The 15971-nt window shown below is 67.9% G+C and carries 21 protein-coding genes; 9 read left to right on the top strand and 12 right to left on the bottom strand.

Annotated features, from left to right (window positions below; genetic code table 11):
- Nucleotide 1: 1 nt before the first annotated feature.
- From SMN802W_RS0109800 to SMN802W_RS0109785, 4 genes are all read right to left on the bottom strand, one after another.
- Nucleotides 2-1132: a GNAT family N-acetyltransferase gene (locus SMN802W_RS0109800; RefSeq protein ID WP_019516732.1), complete on the bottom strand. Its 1131-nt coding sequence runs from the start codon at nucleotides 1130-1132 to the stop codon at nucleotides 2-4.
- Nucleotides 1133-1261: 129 nt separating this feature from the next.
- A complete protein-coding gene (locus SMN802W_RS0109795; RefSeq protein WP_019516731.1) occupies nucleotides 1262-1732 on the bottom strand; it encodes a RidA family protein in 471 nt (156 codons plus the stop codon).
- Nucleotides 1733-1764: 32 nt separating this feature from the next.
- Nucleotides 1765-2412, bottom strand: coding sequence for a hypothetical protein (locus tag SMN802W_RS0109790; RefSeq protein ID WP_019516730.1), 648 nt, complete (start codon nucleotides 2410-2412; stop codon nucleotides 1765-1767).
- Nucleotides 2409-2720: a DUF3572 domain-containing protein gene (locus tag SMN802W_RS0109785; protein ID WP_019516729.1), complete on the bottom strand. Its 312-nt coding sequence runs from the start codon at nucleotides 2718-2720 to the stop codon at nucleotides 2409-2411. Before SMN802W_RS0109785 ends, SMN802W_RS0109790 begins: the two co-directional genes overlap by 4 nt.
- Before the next feature lie 52 nt (nucleotides 2721-2772).
- Here SMN802W_RS0109785 and SMN802W_RS0109780 point away from each other — a divergent pair, with 52 nt between their 5' ends.
- Nucleotides 2773-3135, top strand: coding sequence for a response regulator (locus SMN802W_RS0109780; protein WP_026325969.1), 363 nt, complete (start codon nucleotides 2773-2775; stop codon nucleotides 3133-3135).
- Between the two features lie 110 nt (nucleotides 3136-3245).
- Here SMN802W_RS0109780 and rpmG read toward each other — a convergent pair whose 3' ends face one another.
- Nucleotides 3246-3413: a 50S ribosomal protein L33 gene (gene rpmG, locus SMN802W_RS0109775; RefSeq protein ID WP_019516727.1), complete on the bottom strand. Its 168-nt coding sequence runs from the start codon at nucleotides 3411-3413 to the stop codon at nucleotides 3246-3248.
- A gap of 207 nt (nucleotides 3414-3620) precedes the next feature.
- Here rpmG and SMN802W_RS0109770 point away from each other — a divergent pair, with 207 nt between their 5' ends.
- From SMN802W_RS0109770 to SMN802W_RS0109755, 4 genes are all read left to right on the top strand, one after another.
- Nucleotides 3621-3941, top strand: coding sequence for a hypothetical protein (locus SMN802W_RS0109770; RefSeq protein ID WP_019516726.1), 321 nt, complete (start codon nucleotides 3621-3623; stop codon nucleotides 3939-3941).
- Between the two features lie 42 nt (nucleotides 3942-3983).
- Entirely contained in the window at nucleotides 3984-4538 is a 555-nt protein-coding gene (locus tag SMN802W_RS0109765) for a TMEM165/GDT1 family protein (RefSeq protein ID WP_238560175.1), read from the top strand.
- A 143-nt stretch (nucleotides 4539-4681) separates the two neighbouring features.
- Nucleotides 4682-5122, top strand: a complete 441-nt coding sequence (locus tag SMN802W_RS0109760; RefSeq protein WP_051083574.1) for a Dps family protein — start codon at nucleotides 4682-4684, stop codon at nucleotides 5120-5122.
- A 93-nt stretch (nucleotides 5123-5215) separates the two neighbouring features.
- Entirely contained in the window at nucleotides 5216-5401 is a 186-nt protein-coding gene (locus tag SMN802W_RS0109755; protein ID WP_026325968.1) for a DUF1328 family protein, read from the top strand.
- Here SMN802W_RS0109755 and SMN802W_RS0109750 read toward each other — a convergent pair.
- Both SMN802W_RS0109750 and SMN802W_RS0109745 read right to left on the bottom strand, forming a co-directional pair.
- Complete coding sequence (locus tag SMN802W_RS0109750) at nucleotides 5398-6363, bottom strand: metallophosphoesterase (protein WP_238560174.1); 966 nt, start codon at nucleotides 6361-6363, stop codon at nucleotides 5398-5400. The two genes, SMN802W_RS0109755 and SMN802W_RS0109750, sit on opposite strands and share 4 nt — an antisense overlap.
- Nucleotides 6360-7262 carry an NAD(P)/FAD-dependent oxidoreductase gene (locus SMN802W_RS0109745; protein WP_019516721.1) on the bottom strand — a complete coding sequence of 301 codons (903 nt, stop codon included), beginning with the start codon at nucleotides 7260-7262 and terminating at the stop codon, nucleotides 6360-6362. Before SMN802W_RS0109745 ends, SMN802W_RS0109750 begins: the two co-directional genes overlap by 4 nt.
- 104 nt (nucleotides 7263-7366) lie before the next feature.
- On the opposite strand from SMN802W_RS0109745, the gene SMN802W_RS0109740 reads away from it, so the two are divergent.
- From SMN802W_RS0109740 to SMN802W_RS16820, 3 genes are all read left to right on the top strand, one after another.
- Complete coding sequence (locus tag SMN802W_RS0109740; protein WP_019516720.1) at nucleotides 7367-7822, top strand: RrF2 family transcriptional regulator; 456 nt, start codon at nucleotides 7367-7369, stop codon at nucleotides 7820-7822.
- A gap of 57 nt (nucleotides 7823-7879) precedes the next feature.
- Nucleotides 7880-9499, top strand: a complete 1620-nt coding sequence (locus SMN802W_RS0109735) for a cisplatin damage response ATP-dependent DNA ligase (protein ID WP_019516719.1) — start codon at nucleotides 7880-7882, stop codon at nucleotides 9497-9499.
- 197 nt (nucleotides 9500-9696) lie between these two features.
- Entirely contained in the window at nucleotides 9697-10374 is a 678-nt protein-coding gene (locus tag SMN802W_RS16820) for a DMT family transporter (protein WP_238560173.1), read from the top strand.
- Between the two features lie 17 nt (nucleotides 10375-10391).
- Here SMN802W_RS16820 and SMN802W_RS18265 read toward each other — a convergent pair whose 3' ends face one another.
- The 4 genes from SMN802W_RS18265 to recQ all read right to left on the bottom strand — a co-directional run bounded on the left by SMN802W_RS18265 (nucleotide 10392) and on the right by recQ (nucleotide 13302).
- Nucleotides 10392-10568 (bottom strand): hypothetical protein, encoded by a 177-nt coding sequence (locus SMN802W_RS18265; RefSeq protein ID WP_019516716.1) that lies wholly within the window; start codon nucleotides 10566-10568, stop codon nucleotides 10392-10394.
- 48 nt (nucleotides 10569-10616) lie between these two features.
- The gene (locus SMN802W_RS16815) at nucleotides 10617-10952 is read right to left on the bottom strand and encodes a hypothetical protein (RefSeq protein ID WP_156818814.1); all 336 of its coding nucleotides are present in this window, start codon (nucleotides 10950-10952) and stop codon (nucleotides 10617-10619) included.
- A 22-nt stretch (nucleotides 10953-10974) separates the two neighbouring features.
- On the bottom strand, nucleotides 10975-11436 hold the full coding sequence (locus SMN802W_RS0109710) for a TIGR01244 family sulfur transferase (RefSeq protein ID WP_019516714.1): 462 nt from the start codon (nucleotides 11434-11436) through the stop codon (nucleotides 10975-10977).
- A 96-nt stretch (nucleotides 11437-11532) separates the two neighbouring features.
- A complete protein-coding gene (gene recQ, locus SMN802W_RS0109705) occupies nucleotides 11533-13302 on the bottom strand; it encodes a DNA helicase RecQ (protein ID WP_019516713.1) in 1770 nt (589 codons plus the stop codon).
- A gap of 83 nt (nucleotides 13303-13385) precedes the next feature.
- On the opposite strand from recQ, the gene SMN802W_RS0109700 reads away from it, so the two are divergent.
- Complete coding sequence (locus tag SMN802W_RS0109700; protein ID WP_019516712.1) at nucleotides 13386-13658, top strand: GNAT family N-acetyltransferase; 273 nt, start codon at nucleotides 13386-13388, stop codon at nucleotides 13656-13658.
- A gap of 45 nt (nucleotides 13659-13703) precedes the next feature.
- Here SMN802W_RS0109700 and SMN802W_RS0109695 read toward each other — a convergent pair whose 3' ends face one another.
- Nucleotides 13704-15950, bottom strand: coding sequence for a M3 family metallopeptidase (locus tag SMN802W_RS0109695; RefSeq protein ID WP_019516711.1), 2247 nt, complete (start codon nucleotides 15948-15950; stop codon nucleotides 13704-13706).
- Nucleotides 15951-15971: the final 21 nt, after the last annotated feature.

The following is a 15971-nucleotide window of genomic DNA, read 5'->3' as shown; positions in this document are numbered from 1 at the left end:
GTCAGCCGCGTTTGAACGGAGTCATTTGTTCGAGGAAGTGCTGGTCACTCTCCACCGCGGCGCGTTCGCGGATAAGGAAGTCGGACACGGCGCGGCGGAAACCGGCGTCGGGAATGAAGTGCGCCGACCATGTCGGAACCGGCGAATAACCACGCGCGAGCTTGTGTTCGCCCTGCGCGCCGGCCTCGACCGTCTTCAGCCCGCGCGCGATCGCGGCGTCGATCGCCTGATAATAGCAGAGTTCGAAGTGGAGGAAGGGCACGTCCTCGGTACAACCCCAGTAGCGACCGTAGAGCGCGTCCTCGCCGATGAGGTTGAGCGCACCCGCGATCGGCACGTCGTCGCGCTCGGCAAGGATCAGCAGCACGCGGTCGCCGAGTGCCTCACCCAGCAGCGGGAAGAAGGCGCGTTTCAGGTACGGTGTTCCCCATTTGCGGCTGCCGGTATCCTGGTAGAAGGTCCAGAAGGCGTCCCATTCGCGTCGGCCGATCTCGGCGCCGGTCAGGTGACGGATCGTCAGGCCGGCGACCGCGGCCGCGCGTTCCTTGCGGATAGCCTTGCGCTTGCGGCTGGCGAGCGCGGCGAGGAAGTCGTCGAAGGTCGCGTAACCATCGTTCTGCCAGTGGAACTGCGTGCCCTCGCGGATCAGCCAGCCCGCGGCCTCGAACAACGGCAGCTGATCGGGCGTGACGAAGGTGGCATGCGCGCTCGACAGTTCGTGCTGGCGCGTCATCGCCTCGATCGCGGCGATCAGCGCGGGCGCGGCGCTGGGATCGCGCAGCAGCAGGCGGGGGCCGGGGACGGGGGTGAAGGGGGCGGCGAGCTGTAGCTTGGGGTAATAGTCACCGCCCGCGCGCGTCCACGCGTCGGCCCAAGCGTGGTCGAAGACGTACTCGCCCTGGCTGTGGCTCTTACCGTAGGCAGGCGCGACCGCGATCGGAACACCATCGTCACCGTCGATGACGAGCGGGATCGGCTGCCAGCCGGTGCGTGCGCCGACGCTGCCTGAATCTTCCAATGCCTTGAGGAAGGCGTGGCTGACGAACGGATTGGCCGATCCGGCGCAAGCGTCCCACTGATCGGCGGGGATCGCGGCAACGCCGTCGGCGATCCGTGCGGTGATGGCGGTCATTGCGCGCCAAGATAGGGGCGCGGCGGCGTCAGGAATAGGGGTGGCCTATTCGCCTTCGTCACCCAGCGTGAGCGACGCGGGATGACGGGGGAGGCGGGTGGGTTGATCCGCACCCGCCCCGAAGACGGATCAGAGCGAGCGTTCGATCTCGACGATGGCGTCGACTTCGACCGCGGCGCCGAGCGGCAGGACGGCGACGCCGACCGCGGAGCGCGCGTGCTTGCCGGCATCACCGAACAGCGCGGTCATCAGGTCCGACGCGCCGTTCGCGACCTTGGGCTGGTCGGTAAAGTCGGGGGTGGAATTCACGAACACGCCGAGCTTCACGATCCGCTTGACGTGGGCGAGGTTGCCGATGTGCGCCTTGATCTGCGCGACCAGCATCAGGCCGCAGGCGCGTGCCGCCTCCTGCCCGGCTTCGAGGCTGACATCGTCGCCGAGGCGGCCGGTGATGATCTGCCCGTCCTTGAAGGGAAGTTGGCCCGAGATGTGGAGCAGCCCGCCCGCCTCGACGACGGGGGTGTAGGAGGCGACGGGGGCCGCGGCCTGGGGCAGTTCGAGCCCGAGGTCGGCGAGTTTGCGGTCGATCTGGTCGGTCATGGGCTGCGGATTGGGCGCGGTGCCTCAAGAGGTCAAGAGGTGGCGAGCACCTCGATTGGCGGAGCGGGTTCTGCGGCGGCGAAGCGCGCCTCGATCCACGCCTGCGCCTCGTGCCAATCGTCGATGCGGGCGTGTGCGGCGGGGGCAGGCGCGATGCCGGCGGCGAGTTGCGGTTCGGACACCATATGGAGCCGCCAGACATCGGGCGCGTGCTCGGCGACCGATTGATGATGCACGGGCAGATCGTCGACGAAGACCGCGACGCTCGGCTGGTACTCGGCGATAAGCGCGGCGACCGGCGTGCCCTTGCCGCCCTGATTGCAGACGACGCGGTGCGGGATGCCGAAGGCGGCGAGCTGTTCGACGCGGTGCGTCTGGCATTGGTCCTGCAAATTGGTGAGGATCACCACGTCGGCTTGCTCAGCCAGCGCCGCGATCGCCTCGCGCGCGTGCGGCACGATCGTCTGGCGGTGCATCTGGTCGGGGAAGAAGCCGTGGAGATAGCCCCACATCTCCTCCTGGGTCAGCGGCTCGCCCGAACGGCGGCGCATGTTCTTGGCGAGTTCCCATGAGCCGTAGGCGAAGTCGACGTCATGCTCCTGATCGAGCCAGTCGGCGAAATGGCGGACCATGTGGACGAGGACTTCGTCGCAATCGGTGATGAGGAGGGGACGGGTCATGCATGCTCCAGCATCGCGCGCGCGGCGACGAGGGTTTCGGGGCGGGTGCCGAGGTCTTCGGCACAGGCGACGAGGTCGGGTTCGTAGCTTTCGAGATAGGTGAGCACGGCGGCGAGGACGGCAGGTTCGCCCAGTCGCTCGCGCAGGTCGCCCGGCGCCAGGCCGGTGAGCGTCAGCAGCCGGCCGGCGCGGTCATCGTCCGACAATACCCAGGCGAGCGCGGACAGCGCCAGAGCGGCGGCGGCGTCGGGATCGCCGGCACCGCTCGTTCGTGCGCCGGTCTTCGCATTTGTCAGGGGCGTGCGCATTGCCTATCTCTTGCCAAGGGTTGGGACGCGTTGAAAAGGGGTTGATGAACACGTGGCGAAAAGGGTGCTCGTTGTCGAGGACAACGAACTGAACCTGAAGCTGTTCTGCGACCTGCTGCGCGCGCATGACTTTACGGCGGAAGCGGTGCGCGATGGGCGCGAGGCGGTGGCGCGCGCGCGCGAGGTGATGCCCGAGTTGATCATCATGGACATCCAGATGCCGTACGTGACCGGGTACGAGCTGATCCTGGAATTGAAGGCGGACGAGGCGCTGCGGCACATTCCCGTGATGGCGGTGACCGCCTATTCGGGGCGTGAGGACGAGGAGCGCATCCGTGCGGCGGGGGCGGACGCGTATGTGTCGAAACCGATCAGCCTTGCGCGGTTCATGCAGGCGGTAGGCGCGCTGCTGTGACCCCTGTCCCCGCTGGGGAGAGTTTCGACGCCAAAAAACCGCGCTGGATCGCTCCACCGCGGTTTTTGCATAGCAGCGTAACCTGCGGCGGCGCGAGGCCGCCGGCGCGATTACTTGATCTTGGCTTCCTTGAAGTCGACATGCTTGCGCACGACGGGATCATACTTGCGGAAGCTGAGCTTCTCGGTCTGGGTACGGGGGTTCTTCTTGGTGACGTAGAAGAAACCGGTGTCAGCCGAGCTGACAAGCTTGATCTTGACGGTGGTCGGCTTTGCCATGACCGTATCCTGTACGAATAGAAAACAAAAAGCGGCGAGGCGTGCCCGCTGGGCTGCCTTGCCGCGTCTGGTGAGGGCGAATGACGGATTCGTGACCCCAAGTCAAGGTATCTCGGCGGTGGTTCTATCGTCCCCCGGCTCTGCGATTTAGCCGCGCGTTAACCGCGGCGCGCGCATGATGCGGTGGAGGGCGGAGGGGAGGCCGGAATGAGCAAGGAGCAGGAGCGGGCAGACGCGGGCGCGGTCAGGGCCGATCTGGTGCGGCGGGTGGCGGCGATCGAGTGGCGCAGCAGCCCGGCGCGGCTGATCGACGAGATCGACCAGATCCGCCGCATCGCGCGCGCGAACGGCATGTTGCCCGCGCTGGTGGTGGCGCAGCAGCTCGAGCGCGCGCTGGCGCGCGGCGATCATGGCCCGATCGTCCACGCTTGGTTGGGGATGCTGGGCGAGGCGGTGGCGAGCGAGCGGCAGGATGCGGCGGCGTCGGACACGTTCGCGGCGGCGTGCCAGGTCCGGTTCGTGGCGTGACGCGTTCGCTTTCCACGAGCGGCTGACGCGATGGATGCATTGATGGCCGCGATCGTGCTGGGCGCGATCACGCAACTGTCCGACAAGACGCCATGGCTGGCGGCGATCTTCGCCGACCGGTTCGGACGCCCGGTGCTGGTGGTGCTGGCGGCGGTGCTGGCGCTCAGCCTCAACTACGCGATCGGCGTGGCGGCGGGGCTGGCGGTGACCGCGCTGCTGACGCCCGAGGCGCGACTGTTGCTGCTGGCGCTCGCGCTGGTGCTGGCGGGGGCAGGCACCGGGTTTCGGTTGAAGCGACCCGATCCGCTGGAGGGATGGCGAACGGGCGCGGCGTTCACCAGCATCGCCGGGCTCGCCATCATGGCGTTCGGCGACCGGATGCAGTTCATCGTCGCCGCACTCGCCGGGCGGAGCACGCTGCCATGGGCGGCGATGGTGGGCGCGGTGTTGGGGGCGAGCGCGGTCAACGTCGTCGCGGTGGCGCTGGGCGAGGCGGCGTGGCTCAGGCTGCCGCTCAAGGGCTTGCGCGTCGCGGCGGCGGCGATCCTGCTGATCGCGGGCGTGGTGATCGGGTTGAACGCGCTCAGGCTGGTCTGACGCGGCTGATGTAAAAGGGGGCGGGGAGCCATTCGGCGGCGGGCTCGTTGTGGGGGCGAAATCAAACCTAGCTGGAGACCTGAGCCGTGGCCGACATCGATCCCAAGCTCGCTACCCCGACCGACCTAGCCCGCAATGACACGATGACCGCGGCCGACGCGCTGAACGTCGCGCTGGCGGATTGCTTCGCGGTGTACCTGAAAACCAAGAACTTCCACTGGCACGTGTCGGGGCCGCATTTCCGCGACTATCACCTGATGCTCGACGATCAGGCGTCGCAGATCCTGGGCGTGACCGACGCGATCGCGGAGCGCGTGCGCAAGACGGGCAACACCACGCTGCGCTCGATCGGCGATATCAGCCGCCGCCAGCAGGTCGCCGACAACGACCGCGAGTTCGTGTCGCCCGATGACATGCTGGCCGAGCTGCGCGAAGATAACCTGAAGCTGGTCGAGGCGCTGCGCCGTGCGCGCGAGAAGGCCGAGGAAGCGAACGACACCGCGACGTCGAGCCTGGCGGACGACTGGATCGACCAGGCCGAAGAGCGCGCGTGGTTCCTGTTCGAGGCCAGCCGCAAGGGCTGAGCCGGTGTAGCCGGTCGAGGCGGCACGCTCAATTTGGGTGCCGCTTCGGCTGATCTTGGGCGGTCGCCTTTTCATGCAATTTGGAGAATGTTCATGCTCAAGCTCGCGCTTACCTTCCTCGTCATCGGGCTGGTGCTCGGCCTGCTCGGCTTCGGCGGTCTGGCGGGGACGTTCGTCGGGATCGCCAAGGTGCTGTTCTTTATCGCAATCGCGTTGTTCGCCATCTTCCTCGTCATCGCGTTGCTGACCGGAAAGGCGGTCAAGTCCGCGATCGATTAACGATCCGGGTCCGCCGGGCCGATGGTCAGCAGCCAGAGGTCGGGCGGCGCGCGCCAGCGGACGGGGATGTCGCTGGTGCCGAGGCCGGCGGTGACGAGCACCTGATGCCCGGCATCGCTGACCAGCCCACACAGGAAACGCCGGCTGGTGCGGACCGGCAGGATCGGCGGCCCGATGAGTGGCAGTTGCACCTGACCGCAGTGCGTGTGCCCGGCGATCAGGAACGGTGCCTGCGCTGGCAGCTTGGTCGCGAGATCGGGCGAATGGGTCAGCAGCAGCGCCGCACCGCCGGTCCGGCGCAGTTCGTCCAGTGTGGCGGGCAGATTGTCGAAGTGGCTGTAATCGTCATCAACGCCGCCGATTGCGAGCGGACCGCGGCGTAGCGCTTCGTTGGCGAGCACGGTGATGCCCGCGCGGGTCAGCGCGGTGCGGACCGCGGCCATGCTGGTGCCGTGGTCATGATTGCCCGGCACCGCGACGACGCCGAGCGGGGCCTCAAGGTGCGACAAAGCGTGCGTCAGCGGCACCTCGACCGCGTGCGCATCGGCGGCACCATAGCCGTTGATGAAGTCGCCCGCGATCAGCACGAGATCGGGGCGGAGCGCGTTGACTTGGCGTACGATGCGGTCGAGCCGCGCCTGATCCATCGCGAGGCTGCCGAGATGGATGTCGCTCATCACCGCGACGCGGAGCGGTGCAGCGTCGCCGGGCCAATCGTGCAATTTCACGTCCGCCTGTCGGACGACTGGATCGGCGCGCGCGTTCCACACGCCAGCCACGAACGCGGCGACCGCGAGCACGATCACGGCAGGAAGAAGGACAAGCAGGCGGCGTTGCATGGTGGCGGGGTTTAGTGCGGGCACCCCGCCGCGCAAGCGCTCCGGATGAGTGCGGCCGGCAATGCCTGGCACTGCGCCGACGCGGTGCAGGCACATGCTGGCGTGGCCGGCGTCTGACTTCACGTGGTCGAGGCGCGCACCCCCGCCTGATGCACGCCGATGCCGGCGAGTACCCCTGCGGCGGAGGCGAGTGTCGCGTTGTGCATGGCCGTCGCGACATCGCCCGCCGCCCAGACGCCCGGTACCGAGGTCGCGCCCCATTGGTCGACCTTGACGAACGGACCGGTCGGCCCGTCTTCGTGGGCGCAGCCGAGCTGCGCGGCGAGCGGCGTCGACGGGCTGGTGCGCGGGGCGGTGAAGACCGCCGACAGCGCGACGATGCGGCCGTCCGCCAATCGCACGCCCTCCAGGGCAGGCGCGTCGCCGAGCAGTTCGACCACCGGCGTCCGTTCTACCGTGATGCCGCGCGCGGCAAAGGCGTGAAGCTCGGCCGCGTCGGGTTCGAACTCAGCTTGCGTGAAATAGGTGGTCGGGCCCCAGTCGGGGATCAGGATCGCCTGATGTGCCGACAGGGGGTGCGCGGCGATGACACCGAGCGGCAGGTCGCGCATCTCGTAACCGTGGCAATAAGGGCAATGGAGTACGGTGGCACCCCAGCGCTCACTCAGCCCGGGGATCGCGGGCAGTTGATCCGACACGCCGGTCGCCAGGATCAGCCGGCGTCCACGCCGCTCGCCGCCACTCGACAGCGTGATCGTGAAGCCGTCTTCGATCGCCGCGGCGTGACTTGCCTCACCCGACAGGGTCTCGGCCGTGGGGTAGCGCTCCAGCTGACAGCGAGCGTCGCGCATGATCGCCGCGGGTGCGCGACCGTCCTGCCCGAGGAAGCCGTGCGCCTCGTCGGCGAAGCGATTGCGCGGGGATCCGGCGTCAATCACCAGGACGTGCTGCCGTGCACGTGCCAGCTGCAACGCCGCCGACAGCCCTGCGAAGCTGCCCCCGATAACAATTGCGTCGTACATCGAACTGCTTTCACGTAATTACCGATGTTACATATGTGGTTTGTGCATCATGTGCAACATATGAAGTTACATGACTGTGCGAACGTGATCGGAGATGAGGGTTGATGGACGCGCGCCTGTCGAGAATGCTGCACCTGTTGATCCATATGGGAAGGATGGATGGGCCGCTGACGTCGGATGCGGCGGCGGTGATGCTGGGAACGAACCCGGTCGTCGTGCGGCGGACGATGGCGGGGCTGCGCGAGGCGGGATACGTTCGGTCGACCAAGGGGCATGGCGGCGGGTGGATGCTGACGCGCGGGCTGGGTCAGCTCACCATGCTCGACGTGTACCGCGCGCTTGGCGAGCAGCGCGTGTTTGCGCTCGGCCCGGCGGACCCGGCACCCGCCTGTCTGGTCGAGCAGTCAGTCAACGAGTCGCTGGGCAGCGCGCTGCGCAAGGCGGAGGCGCTGCTGATCCACCGGCTGTCCGAGGTGTCGCTGGCTGACATCGCGAGCGATTTCGAGCAGCGACTGGCGGCGGTGCCGGGGATCGAAGGCGCGACGGAGGGTGGCAACTAACGCCGGCGAAGAGCCCCAGAACACGGAGCCGCGCCGCGTGCCGATCGTTACGGACCCATGCACGCCTTTGCGCAGCTTCTCGACTCGCTGATCTATACCCGGTCGCGCAACGCCAAGCTGAAGCTGATCGGCGATTACCTGCGCGTGACGCCCGATCCCGATCGCGGCTGGGCGATGGCGGCATTGACGGGCGACCTCGACCTGCCGGGGGTCAAGCCGGCGCTGCTGCGCGCGCTGATCGAGGAACGGTTCGATCCCGTCCTGTTCCGGATGAGCCGCGAATATGTCGGCGACACCGCGGAGACGATCGCGCTGCTGTGGCCGACGCCCGAGGGCGTGGTGGACGCCGAGCCGCTGACCGTGTCGGCGGTGGTCGATCGGTTGATGCATCTGTCGCGGTCGGATGCGGGCGGGGTGCTGGCGGGAATGCTCGACCGGCTGGACGCGGAGGAGCGGTTTGCGCTGCTCAAGATGGCGACGGGCTCGCTTCGCGTCGGTGTGTCGTCCAGGCTGGCGAAGCAGGCGCTGGCGGACGCGTTCGGGCTCGACGTCGATGCGGTGGAGGAGGTGTGGCACGGGCTGGAGCCGCCGTACCCGACGCTGTTTGCTTGGGGCGAGGGCGCGGGCGAGCAGCCGACGCCCGCCGACGTGCCGGTGTTTCGACCTTTCATGCTGGCGCACCCGCTGGAGGATCTGCGCGTGGATCTGTCCGACTATGTCGCGGAGTGGAAGTGGGATGGTATCCGCGTCCAGCTGGTCCACGTCGTGGATGCGACCGGGCACGGCGAGACGCGGCTGTACAGCCGTACCGGCGACGACGTGACCCGCGCCTTTCCTGACGTAGCGGCGGCGTTCCGCACGCCGGGCGTGCTCGACGGCGAGTTGATGGTGAAGGGCGACGTGCAGGGCGGCGCGTTGGAGGACGGCGGGGGGGCGGCGAGCTTCAATGCGCTGCAGCAGCGGCTGGGGCGGAAAGTCGTATCGGCCAAGATGCTGGAGGAAAGCCCAGCGTTCGTGCGGCTCTACGACATTCTGTTCGATGGGACCGAAGACCTGCGGTCCCTCGGCTGGAGCGAGCGGCGCAAGCGGCTGGAGGCGTTCGTGCCGCGGCTCGATCCCGACCGGTTCGACCTGTCGGCGGTGGTCGAGGCGGAGGATTTTACCGCGCTGGAGGCGATCCGCATGGGCGCGCGCGACGCGGCGATCGAGGGCATGATGCTCAAGCGCCGCGATGCTCCCTATGTTGCGGGGCGGCGCGCAGGTCTGTGGTACAAGTGGAAGCGCGATCCGCTGACTGCCGATTGCGTGATGATGTACGCGCAGCGCGGCAACGGACGGCGATCGTCCTATTACAGTGACTATACCTTCGGGTGCTGGACCGGCGGGGCGGCGGGCGAGGGCGAGCTGCTGCCGGTCGGCAAGGCGTATCAGGGGATCACCGACGAGGAACTGCGCCAGCTCGACCGGTTCGTGCGGCACCATACCACCAACCGCTTCGGGCCGGTGCGCGAGGTCGAGCGATCGCTGGTGCTGGAGATCGCATTCGATTCGATCCACGATTCGAAGCGGCACAAATCGGGGTTGGCGATGCGCTTTCCCCGGATCGCGCGCATCCGCACCGACAAGCCCGCGCACGAGGCGGACACGATCGCGGGGTTGCGCAAGCTGGTGACGTGAAGCGCAACGCGTGGCACGCTGCGGTGCCGTTACGCCTTTCACCCTCGCCGCCGTGCTGATGATCGTGTCGGGATCGGTGCACGCAGTCGTCAACGCAATCGGCGCCTAATGTATTTGGGGTCGGCCGCGACAAGCTGGCGGCGCGCGCACTGACCGATGGTGCGAGCGCGCTGATCCTGCTGCCGGTGCTGCCGTTCGTGGCATCGCCCGCGGGTGCGTGGTGGTGGTTGGCGGCAAGCACGGCGGCGCACCTGATCTACCTTTTCGCGCTGATCCGCGCGTATGAGCAGGCCGACCTGAGCGCGGCTTATCCGATCCTGCGCGGGACGGCGCCGTTTCTGACCGCGGTGGTCACGATCGGCTTGCTGGGCGAGCCGGTGCGCGTGGCGCAGGTGGCGGGCATCGCGCTGATCGGCGAGGCGATGCTGTTGCTGGTCGTGGGTCGGCATCTGGGGCGCGGCGCGCTCGGCTGGTCGTTGCTGACCGGGTGCACGATCGCGCTCTACACGGTGATCGACGCGCACGGCGTTCGCGCGGCGCCGTCCGCGGCGAGCTATATCGTCTGGTTGTTCGTGGCGATGGGCGTGGGCGTGACCGCAATGTTCGCGATTGTGTCGCGCGGGCGGATCATTGCAGGCGTGGGAACGCAGTGGCGCGCAGCCGTGATCGCGGGGGCGCTGTCGATCGTAACTTATGGCGCGGCGCTGACGGCGTTTGCGCTGGGGCCGACCGCACCGCTTGCCGCGCTTCGCGAGACGGGGATGGTGATGGCGCTGCTGATCGGGGTGTTTGCGCTCGGTGAGCGTGTGACGGCGCAGCGCGTGGGCGCGGTGGCGGCGATCCTGAGCGGGGCGGCGCTGATCCTTGCGGGATAGCGCCGCGTCGCTGACAATTAGGCGAAGTCGCCGAGGTTTTCGGTCGGTTTGTCGGGCAGGCCGGAGGCGTCATCGTCGAGTGGCGGCTGTTCGGGGTGGGCGACGGGGTCGGCCTCGGTCGGGGTGACGCCGGTCTGGTCGGGGTCGTGCTCGCCGTGGTTGGGCCGGGGGTCGGGTGTGAGGGTGCTGGCCATGATCTGCTCTCCTGTGTCCGGATGCGAACGCGTGGAGAGCGGGGAAAGTTACGCCTCTTGCGCCTGCGGCTGGCCGAGGCGCCGGACGTCGAGCGCGCTGATGCCGATCAGCGTGACGGTGCCGAAGCGGCGGTCGCCGTCGATGACAATCCCTTCGATCGTCTGGCGCAGCGCAGTCCAGGGCACGAGGCAGGCGAGCGCGCGTGGCCCACGCAGGCGAACGGCGAGCACCTGTCCCGCGGCGTCGATCGCCAGCCCTGAACGGCCGTCGTTGGAGACGAGCGCGTCGATCGCGGTGAAGGCGACGGGTGTTTCCGCGATCGCGGCAATCACCTCGTCGGGAGAGCGCAGCAGGCGATTGGGGCGGCCGAACCCCAGCATCACGCAGGCCTCAACGCAGGCGCGATCACTGCTCGCCGCCACTCCGATTGTCGTCATTCCGATCGGGCGAGACGGCGTCCATCAGCGGGCGCAAACCGTTCAGGTCGTAGCCGGCAGCGGCGCCGTGCTCGACCAAAGTGTCGTGATCCTCGCCGAGCCCGGCTTGCGCCAGCGCCCAGAGGTTGCACGAGCGCGTGCCCGAGCGGCAGTAGGCGAGGACGGGGCCGTTCGCTTGGGCAATCGCGTCGATCATCGCGGCGACCTGCGGGTGCGAGAAGCCGGCGTGGGTGACGGGGATCGCGGTGTAGGCGAGCCCGGCGTCCTCCGCCGCGGCGCGGATCGCGTCGCCGCTGGGCTGCGCGGCTTCCTCGCCGTCGGGGCGGTTGTTGACGATCGCGGTGAAGCCCGCGGCCTTGATCGCGGGGATGTCGGCGGGGTCGATCTGGGGCGAGACGGCGATGCGCGCGTCGATGCGGCGGATGTCCATGTGGGCGCGATAGAAGATGATCGGGCGATCGTCACGAGGCTTGTGTGGGTTTGATCGGCCGCCGTCACTCCCGATCAAGCGAGAGTGGCTGGCCTATCAGGCGTGCTCGCGGATGACCTCGAGGAAGGCGTCGCCGTAGGCGTCGAGCTTGCGCTGGCCGACGCCGGTGATGCGGCCAAGCGCCCAGGCGTCGCGCGGGCGCGCCTCCGCCATCTCGCGCAGCACCGAATCGTGGAAGATGACGTAGGGGGGGACGCCCTGCTCCTTGGCGAGGTCGCGGCGGCGGGCGCGCAGCGCCTCGAACAGCGGATCGTCGCTGGGATTCGCGGTCGTGCCTGAGCCGCCGCCGCGGCGGCGCTTGGGGCGGGCGGGTGCCTCGAGCAGCGCGACGTCGGTCTCGCCCTTCAGGATCGCGCGCGCGGCGGGGCCGAATTCGAGCCCGCCGTGCGGGTTGGTGCGTAGCGCGTCGCGCAGCAGCAGCGCGCGGCCGACCGGCTTGAGCAAGGCGGCGTCTTCGCCCTCGACGATGCCCCAGACCGAGAGTTGTTCGTGGCCGTTCATGAGGCTGCGCTCGCTCGACTTGGCGGTCAGCACGCTCTCGATATAGCCCGAGCCGAACATCTGACCGGTGCGGAACACCGCGGAAAGGTATTTGCGCGCGACCTCAGTGGCGTCGGTCGAGCGCGGGGGCGAGAGGCAATTGTCGCAATTGCCACAAGTGGCGGGCGGGTCCTCGCCGAAGTGACGGAGCAGGATCGCGCGGCGGCAGCCGGCGGTCTCGACCAGCGCGCCGAGACTGGCGAGGCGCTGGCGTTCACCGGCGTGACGCTCGGGCTCCATCTCGGCGATGCGCTGTCGTGCGCGGGCGAAGTCCTCCGCGCCCCAGAACAGATGCGCGACGCTGGGGTCGCCGTCACGGCCGGCGCGGCCGGTTTCCTGGTAATAGGCCTCGATCGACTTGGGCAGCCCGGCGTGCGCAACGAAGCGGACGTCGGGCTTGTCGATGCCCATGCCGAAGGCGACGGTGGCGCACATCACCATGTCTTCTGACGCGACGAAATCGCGCTGGTTCTTGGCGCGGATCGCGGGGTCGAGCCCGGCGTGATAGGCGCGGGTCGGGCGGCCGGTGGCGGCGAGTGCGGCGGCCATCTTCTCGGTCGCGGCGCGGGTCTGGACGTAGACGATGCCGGGGCCGCGCGTGTCGCGCACCACGTCGGCGATCTGGCGGGTGAGGTTGTCCTTGGGCTGTATCGTGTAGCGGATGTTGGGGCGATCGAACCCGGCGACGATCATCCCCTCTGCCGAGATGCCGAGCTGTTCGAGGATGTCGGCGCGGGTGTGTGCATCGGCGGTGGCGGTGAGTGCGAGGCGCGGTACATCGGGGAAGCTGTCGAGCAGCGGGCGCAGCAGGCGGTAGTCGGGGCGGAAATCGTGGCCCCATTCGCTGACGCAATGTGCCTCGTCGATTGCGAACAACGCGAGCGGCGCGGCGGAGAGCAGGTCGCGGAAGCTCGCGTTGGAGGCGCGTTCGGGCGCGACGTAGAGCAGGTCGAGCTGGCCATCGCGAAAGCGCTGCATCGTCTCTGCGCGATTCTCGTCGACGCTGGTCAGCGTGGCGGCAGCGAGGCCGACCGCTTCGGCGGCGCGGAGTTGGTCGTGCATCAGCGCGATCAGCGGCGACACGACCACGCAGGTGCCCGGCAGCATCGCGGCGGGCAGCTGATAGGTCAGCGACTTGCCCGCGCCGGTCGGCATGACGGCGAGCGTGCGTTGCCCGCCAAGCGTGCGATCGACGACCTGCCGCTGGACGCCGCGGAAGTCGGGAAAGCCGAAGATGCGCTGTAGTTCGAGCCGGGGGTCTTGCACGACGCTCCTATCGGGATTGCGGTCGGTCGGCGCAACAGGCGGGCGGGGCGGGGCGTTGGGGTGCGCGACGAAGGGAGTGCTGGATGAAGAGCGTGATCGACAACAAGGCCGAGCAGGAATTCGAGCTGACCGTGGACGGCTATCGCGCGGTTGCGGCGTACCAACTTGAGGGCGACACGATCGTCTTCACCCACACCGAGGTGCCGCCCGCCATCGAGGGGCGCGGCGTGGGTACGAAGCTGATCCAGGCAGCGCTTGATTCAGCGCGTGATCGCGGACTGAAGGTTGTGCCGCAATGCCCGTTTGTGCGGGCGTACATGGATAAGCACCCCGAGATGCGCGACATGCTGGGGTGAGGTGATCTCCCCTCCCGTGATCGGGAGGGGAGATCGGTCGGCGGGTTACTTGCCAGTCTTGCCCGGCGCGGCCAAGCGCGGGGCGGGTGCGGTCGGAACCGGGCCATCGCTGTTCGGCGTGGCGCCGGTCGAGGGCGCGATGCGCGACCCGTCCGCGTTGAGCCCGAGGTCGGCGAGGAGCGGCGCGACCTGCGGGTCGGCGCCGTTGAAGGCGCGGAACATCGGTGCGTAATCCATCGTGTGGCCGCGCGACAGGACCATGTCGCGGAAACGCTGGCCGTTGGCGCGCGTCATGCCGCCATGCTGCTCGAACCAGTTAAACGCGTTGGCGCTCAGCATCTTGGTCCAGCTGTAGGCGTAATAACCCGCCGAATAGCCGTTGCCCCAGATGTGGAGGAAGTAGGGCGAGCGGTAGCGCGGCGGCACGTCCGCCACGTCAAGCCCGGTGGCGGCGAGCGCCTTCTGCTCGAACGCGTCGGCGTTCTGTTTGCCCTGTGCCGCGGTCAGCGAGTGCCAGCTCATGTCCATCTCGGCCGCGGCGAGTGCCTCACCGAAGGAATAGCCCGAGTTGAACGTGCCGGCGCGCTTGATCTTGTCGACCAACGCCTGCGGGATCACCGCACCCGTCTTGTAGTTGACCGCATAGTGCGGCAGCACCTTGGGATCGAGCGCCCAATGTTCGTTGAACTGCGACGGGAACTCGACGAAGTCGCGCGCGGTGTTGGTGCCCGAGACGCTGGGATAGGTCTGGTTGGCGAAGAGGCCGTGCAATGCGTGGCCGAATTCGTGGAACATCGTTGTTACGTCGTCGAAGCTGACGAGCGCGGGTTGGCCGGCGGCGGGCTTGGTGAAATTGCCGACATTGTAGATGACCGGCTTGGTGCCGTTCAGCCGCGACTGGTTGACGAAGTTCGACATCCACGCGCCGCCGTTCTTGTTGTCGCGCTTCCAGTAATCAAAATACATCAGACCCACTGGCGTGCCGTTCTCCTCGTTTACTTCGTAGACCATGACGTCGGGCTGGTAGACGGGAATGTCGGTGCGGCGCTTGAAGGTGAGGCCGTAGAGCTGGTTGGCGGCGTAGAACACGCCGTCGGTCAGTACCTTGTTGATCTCGAAATAGGGTTTCAGCTCGTCCTGATTGAGGTCGTACTTGGCCTTGCGGACCTGTTCGGAATAGAAGTCCCAGTCCCACGGCTTGAGCTGGAAGTTGCCGCCGGTCGCCTTGATCTGCGCCTGAAGCTCGGCGGCCTCGCGGCGCTGCTCGGCGGCCACTGGAGTCCCGAGCTGCTGCATGAAGCCCAATGCGGTCTTCGGGTTCTTCGCCATCTGGTCCTGCAGCACGTAATCGGCCCAGGTCGGGAAGCCGAGCAGCTTGGCCTTCTGCGCGCGCAGCAAAGCGATCTGCGAGATGGTGTCGCGCGTGTCGTTGGCGTCGCCCTTGTTGGCGCGGTTGATGCTGGCGTTGAACAGCGCCTCGCGCGTGGCGCGATCCTTCATCGTCGCGAGTTCGGGCTGCTGCGTCGTGTTCTGGAGCGTGAGGACGTACTTGCCGTCCATCCCGCGCGACTTGGCGGCATCGGCAGCGGCGGCGATCTCGGCGTCGGAAAGCCCGGCGAGCTTCGCCTTGTCGTCGACGACGAGCGCGCCCGCCTTGGCGGCGGCGAGCAGCTTCTGCTGGAACGCGGTCTCGAGCGTCGAGAGCTGGCTGTTGTACTGGCTGAGCGTCTGCTTATCGGCCGGCGACAGCTGCGCGCCGGCGCGGACCATGCCCTCATAGGTAAGCGTCAGAACCTGGAGCTGCTCGGGGTTGAGGCGAAGCGACTGGCGCTGGTCGTAGAGCGTCTTCACGCGCGCGAAGAGCGCGGGATCGAGATTGATCGCGTCCTGATGCGCGGCAAACTTCGGTGCTAGATCGGCCTGCGTCTTCTGCAAGGTGTCGTCGGTGTTGGCGCCGACGACGCCGTAGAACGCCATGCTGGCGCGTTCGAGCAGGCGGCCCGAGCGTTCCATTGCGGCGATCGTGTTCTCGAACGTCGGCGCGGAGCGCGCGCGGGTAATCGCGTTGATCTCGGCGCGTTGCTGCGCCATGCCGGCGAGGAGCGCGGGGGCATAGTCGCTGCTCTTGATGCGGTCGAACGGGGGTGCCTGGAACGGCAAGGTGCTCGGCTGCGCGAACGGGTTGGAGGCGGGCAGCGTCGTGCTCGTGGCGGCAGGAGCCGGCGCGGCGGTCTGGGCAATCGCAGTGGTCGACATCAGCGTCATCAGGGCAGTGGCAGCGAGCAGGCGCATCGTTGTTCCTCTTGAGCGTGT

The sequence above is a fragment of the Sphingomonas sp. Mn802worker genome, from assembly GCF_000382485.1.
In the GTDB taxonomy this organism is placed as follows: domain Bacteria; phylum Pseudomonadota; class Alphaproteobacteria; order Sphingomonadales; family Sphingomonadaceae; genus Sphingomonas.
The sequence above is the reverse complement of the archived record's forward strand: the minus strand, read 5'-3'. Positions and strand labels throughout refer to the sequence as shown.

Coding starts and splice junctions, on each gene's coding strand:
- SMN802W_RS0109755 (WP_026325968.1), top strand. CDS start 5,216: ATGCTCAAGCTCGCGCTTACCTTCCTCGTCATCGGGCTGGTGCTCGGC.
- SMN802W_RS0109745 (WP_019516721.1), bottom strand. CDS start 7,262: ATGTACGACGCAATTGTTATCGGGGGCAGCTTCGCAGGGCTGTCGGCG.
- SMN802W_RS0109700 (WP_019516712.1), top strand. CDS start 13,386: ATGAAGAGCGTGATCGACAACAAGGCCGAGCAGGAATTCGAGCTGACC.
- rpmG (WP_019516727.1), bottom strand. CDS start 3,413: ATGGCAAAGCCGACCACCGTCAAGATCAAGCTTGTCAGCTCGGCTGAC.
- SMN802W_RS0109790 (WP_019516730.1), bottom strand. CDS start 2,412: ATGACCCGTCCCCTCCTCATCACCGATTGCGACGAAGTCCTCGTCCAC.
- SMN802W_RS18265 (WP_019516716.1), bottom strand. CDS start 10,568: ATGGCCAGCACCCTCACACCCGACCCCCGGCCCAACCACGGCGAGCAC.
- SMN802W_RS0109740 (WP_019516720.1), top strand. CDS start 7,367: ATGGACGCGCGCCTGTCGAGAATGCTGCACCTGTTGATCCATATGGGA.
- SMN802W_RS0109785 (WP_019516729.1), bottom strand. CDS start 2,720: ATGCGCACGCCCCTGACAAATGCGAAGACCGGCGCACGAACGAGCGGT.
- SMN802W_RS0109765 (WP_238560175.1), top strand. CDS start 3,984: ATGGCCGCGATCGTGCTGGGCGCGATCACGCAACTGTCCGACAAGACG.
- SMN802W_RS0109695 (WP_019516711.1), bottom strand. CDS start 15,950: ATGCGCCTGCTCGCTGCCACTGCCCTGATGACGCTGATGTCGACCACT.
- SMN802W_RS0109800 (WP_019516732.1), bottom strand. CDS start 1,132: ATGACCGCCATCACCGCACGGATCGCCGACGGCGTTGCCGCGATCCCC.
- SMN802W_RS0109735 (WP_019516719.1), top strand. CDS start 7,880: ATGCACGCCTTTGCGCAGCTTCTCGACTCGCTGATCTATACCCGGTCG.
- SMN802W_RS0109795 (WP_019516731.1), bottom strand. CDS start 1,732: ATGACCGACCAGATCGACCGCAAACTCGCCGACCTCGGGCTCGAACTG.
- SMN802W_RS0109770 (WP_019516726.1), top strand. CDS start 3,621: ATGAGCAAGGAGCAGGAGCGGGCAGACGCGGGCGCGGTCAGGGCCGAT.
- SMN802W_RS0109760 (WP_051083574.1), top strand. CDS start 4,682: ATGACCGCGGCCGACGCGCTGAACGTCGCGCTGGCGGATTGCTTCGCG.
- SMN802W_RS0109710 (WP_019516714.1), bottom strand. CDS start 11,436: ATGGACATCCGCCGCATCGACGCGCGCATCGCCGTCTCGCCCCAGATC.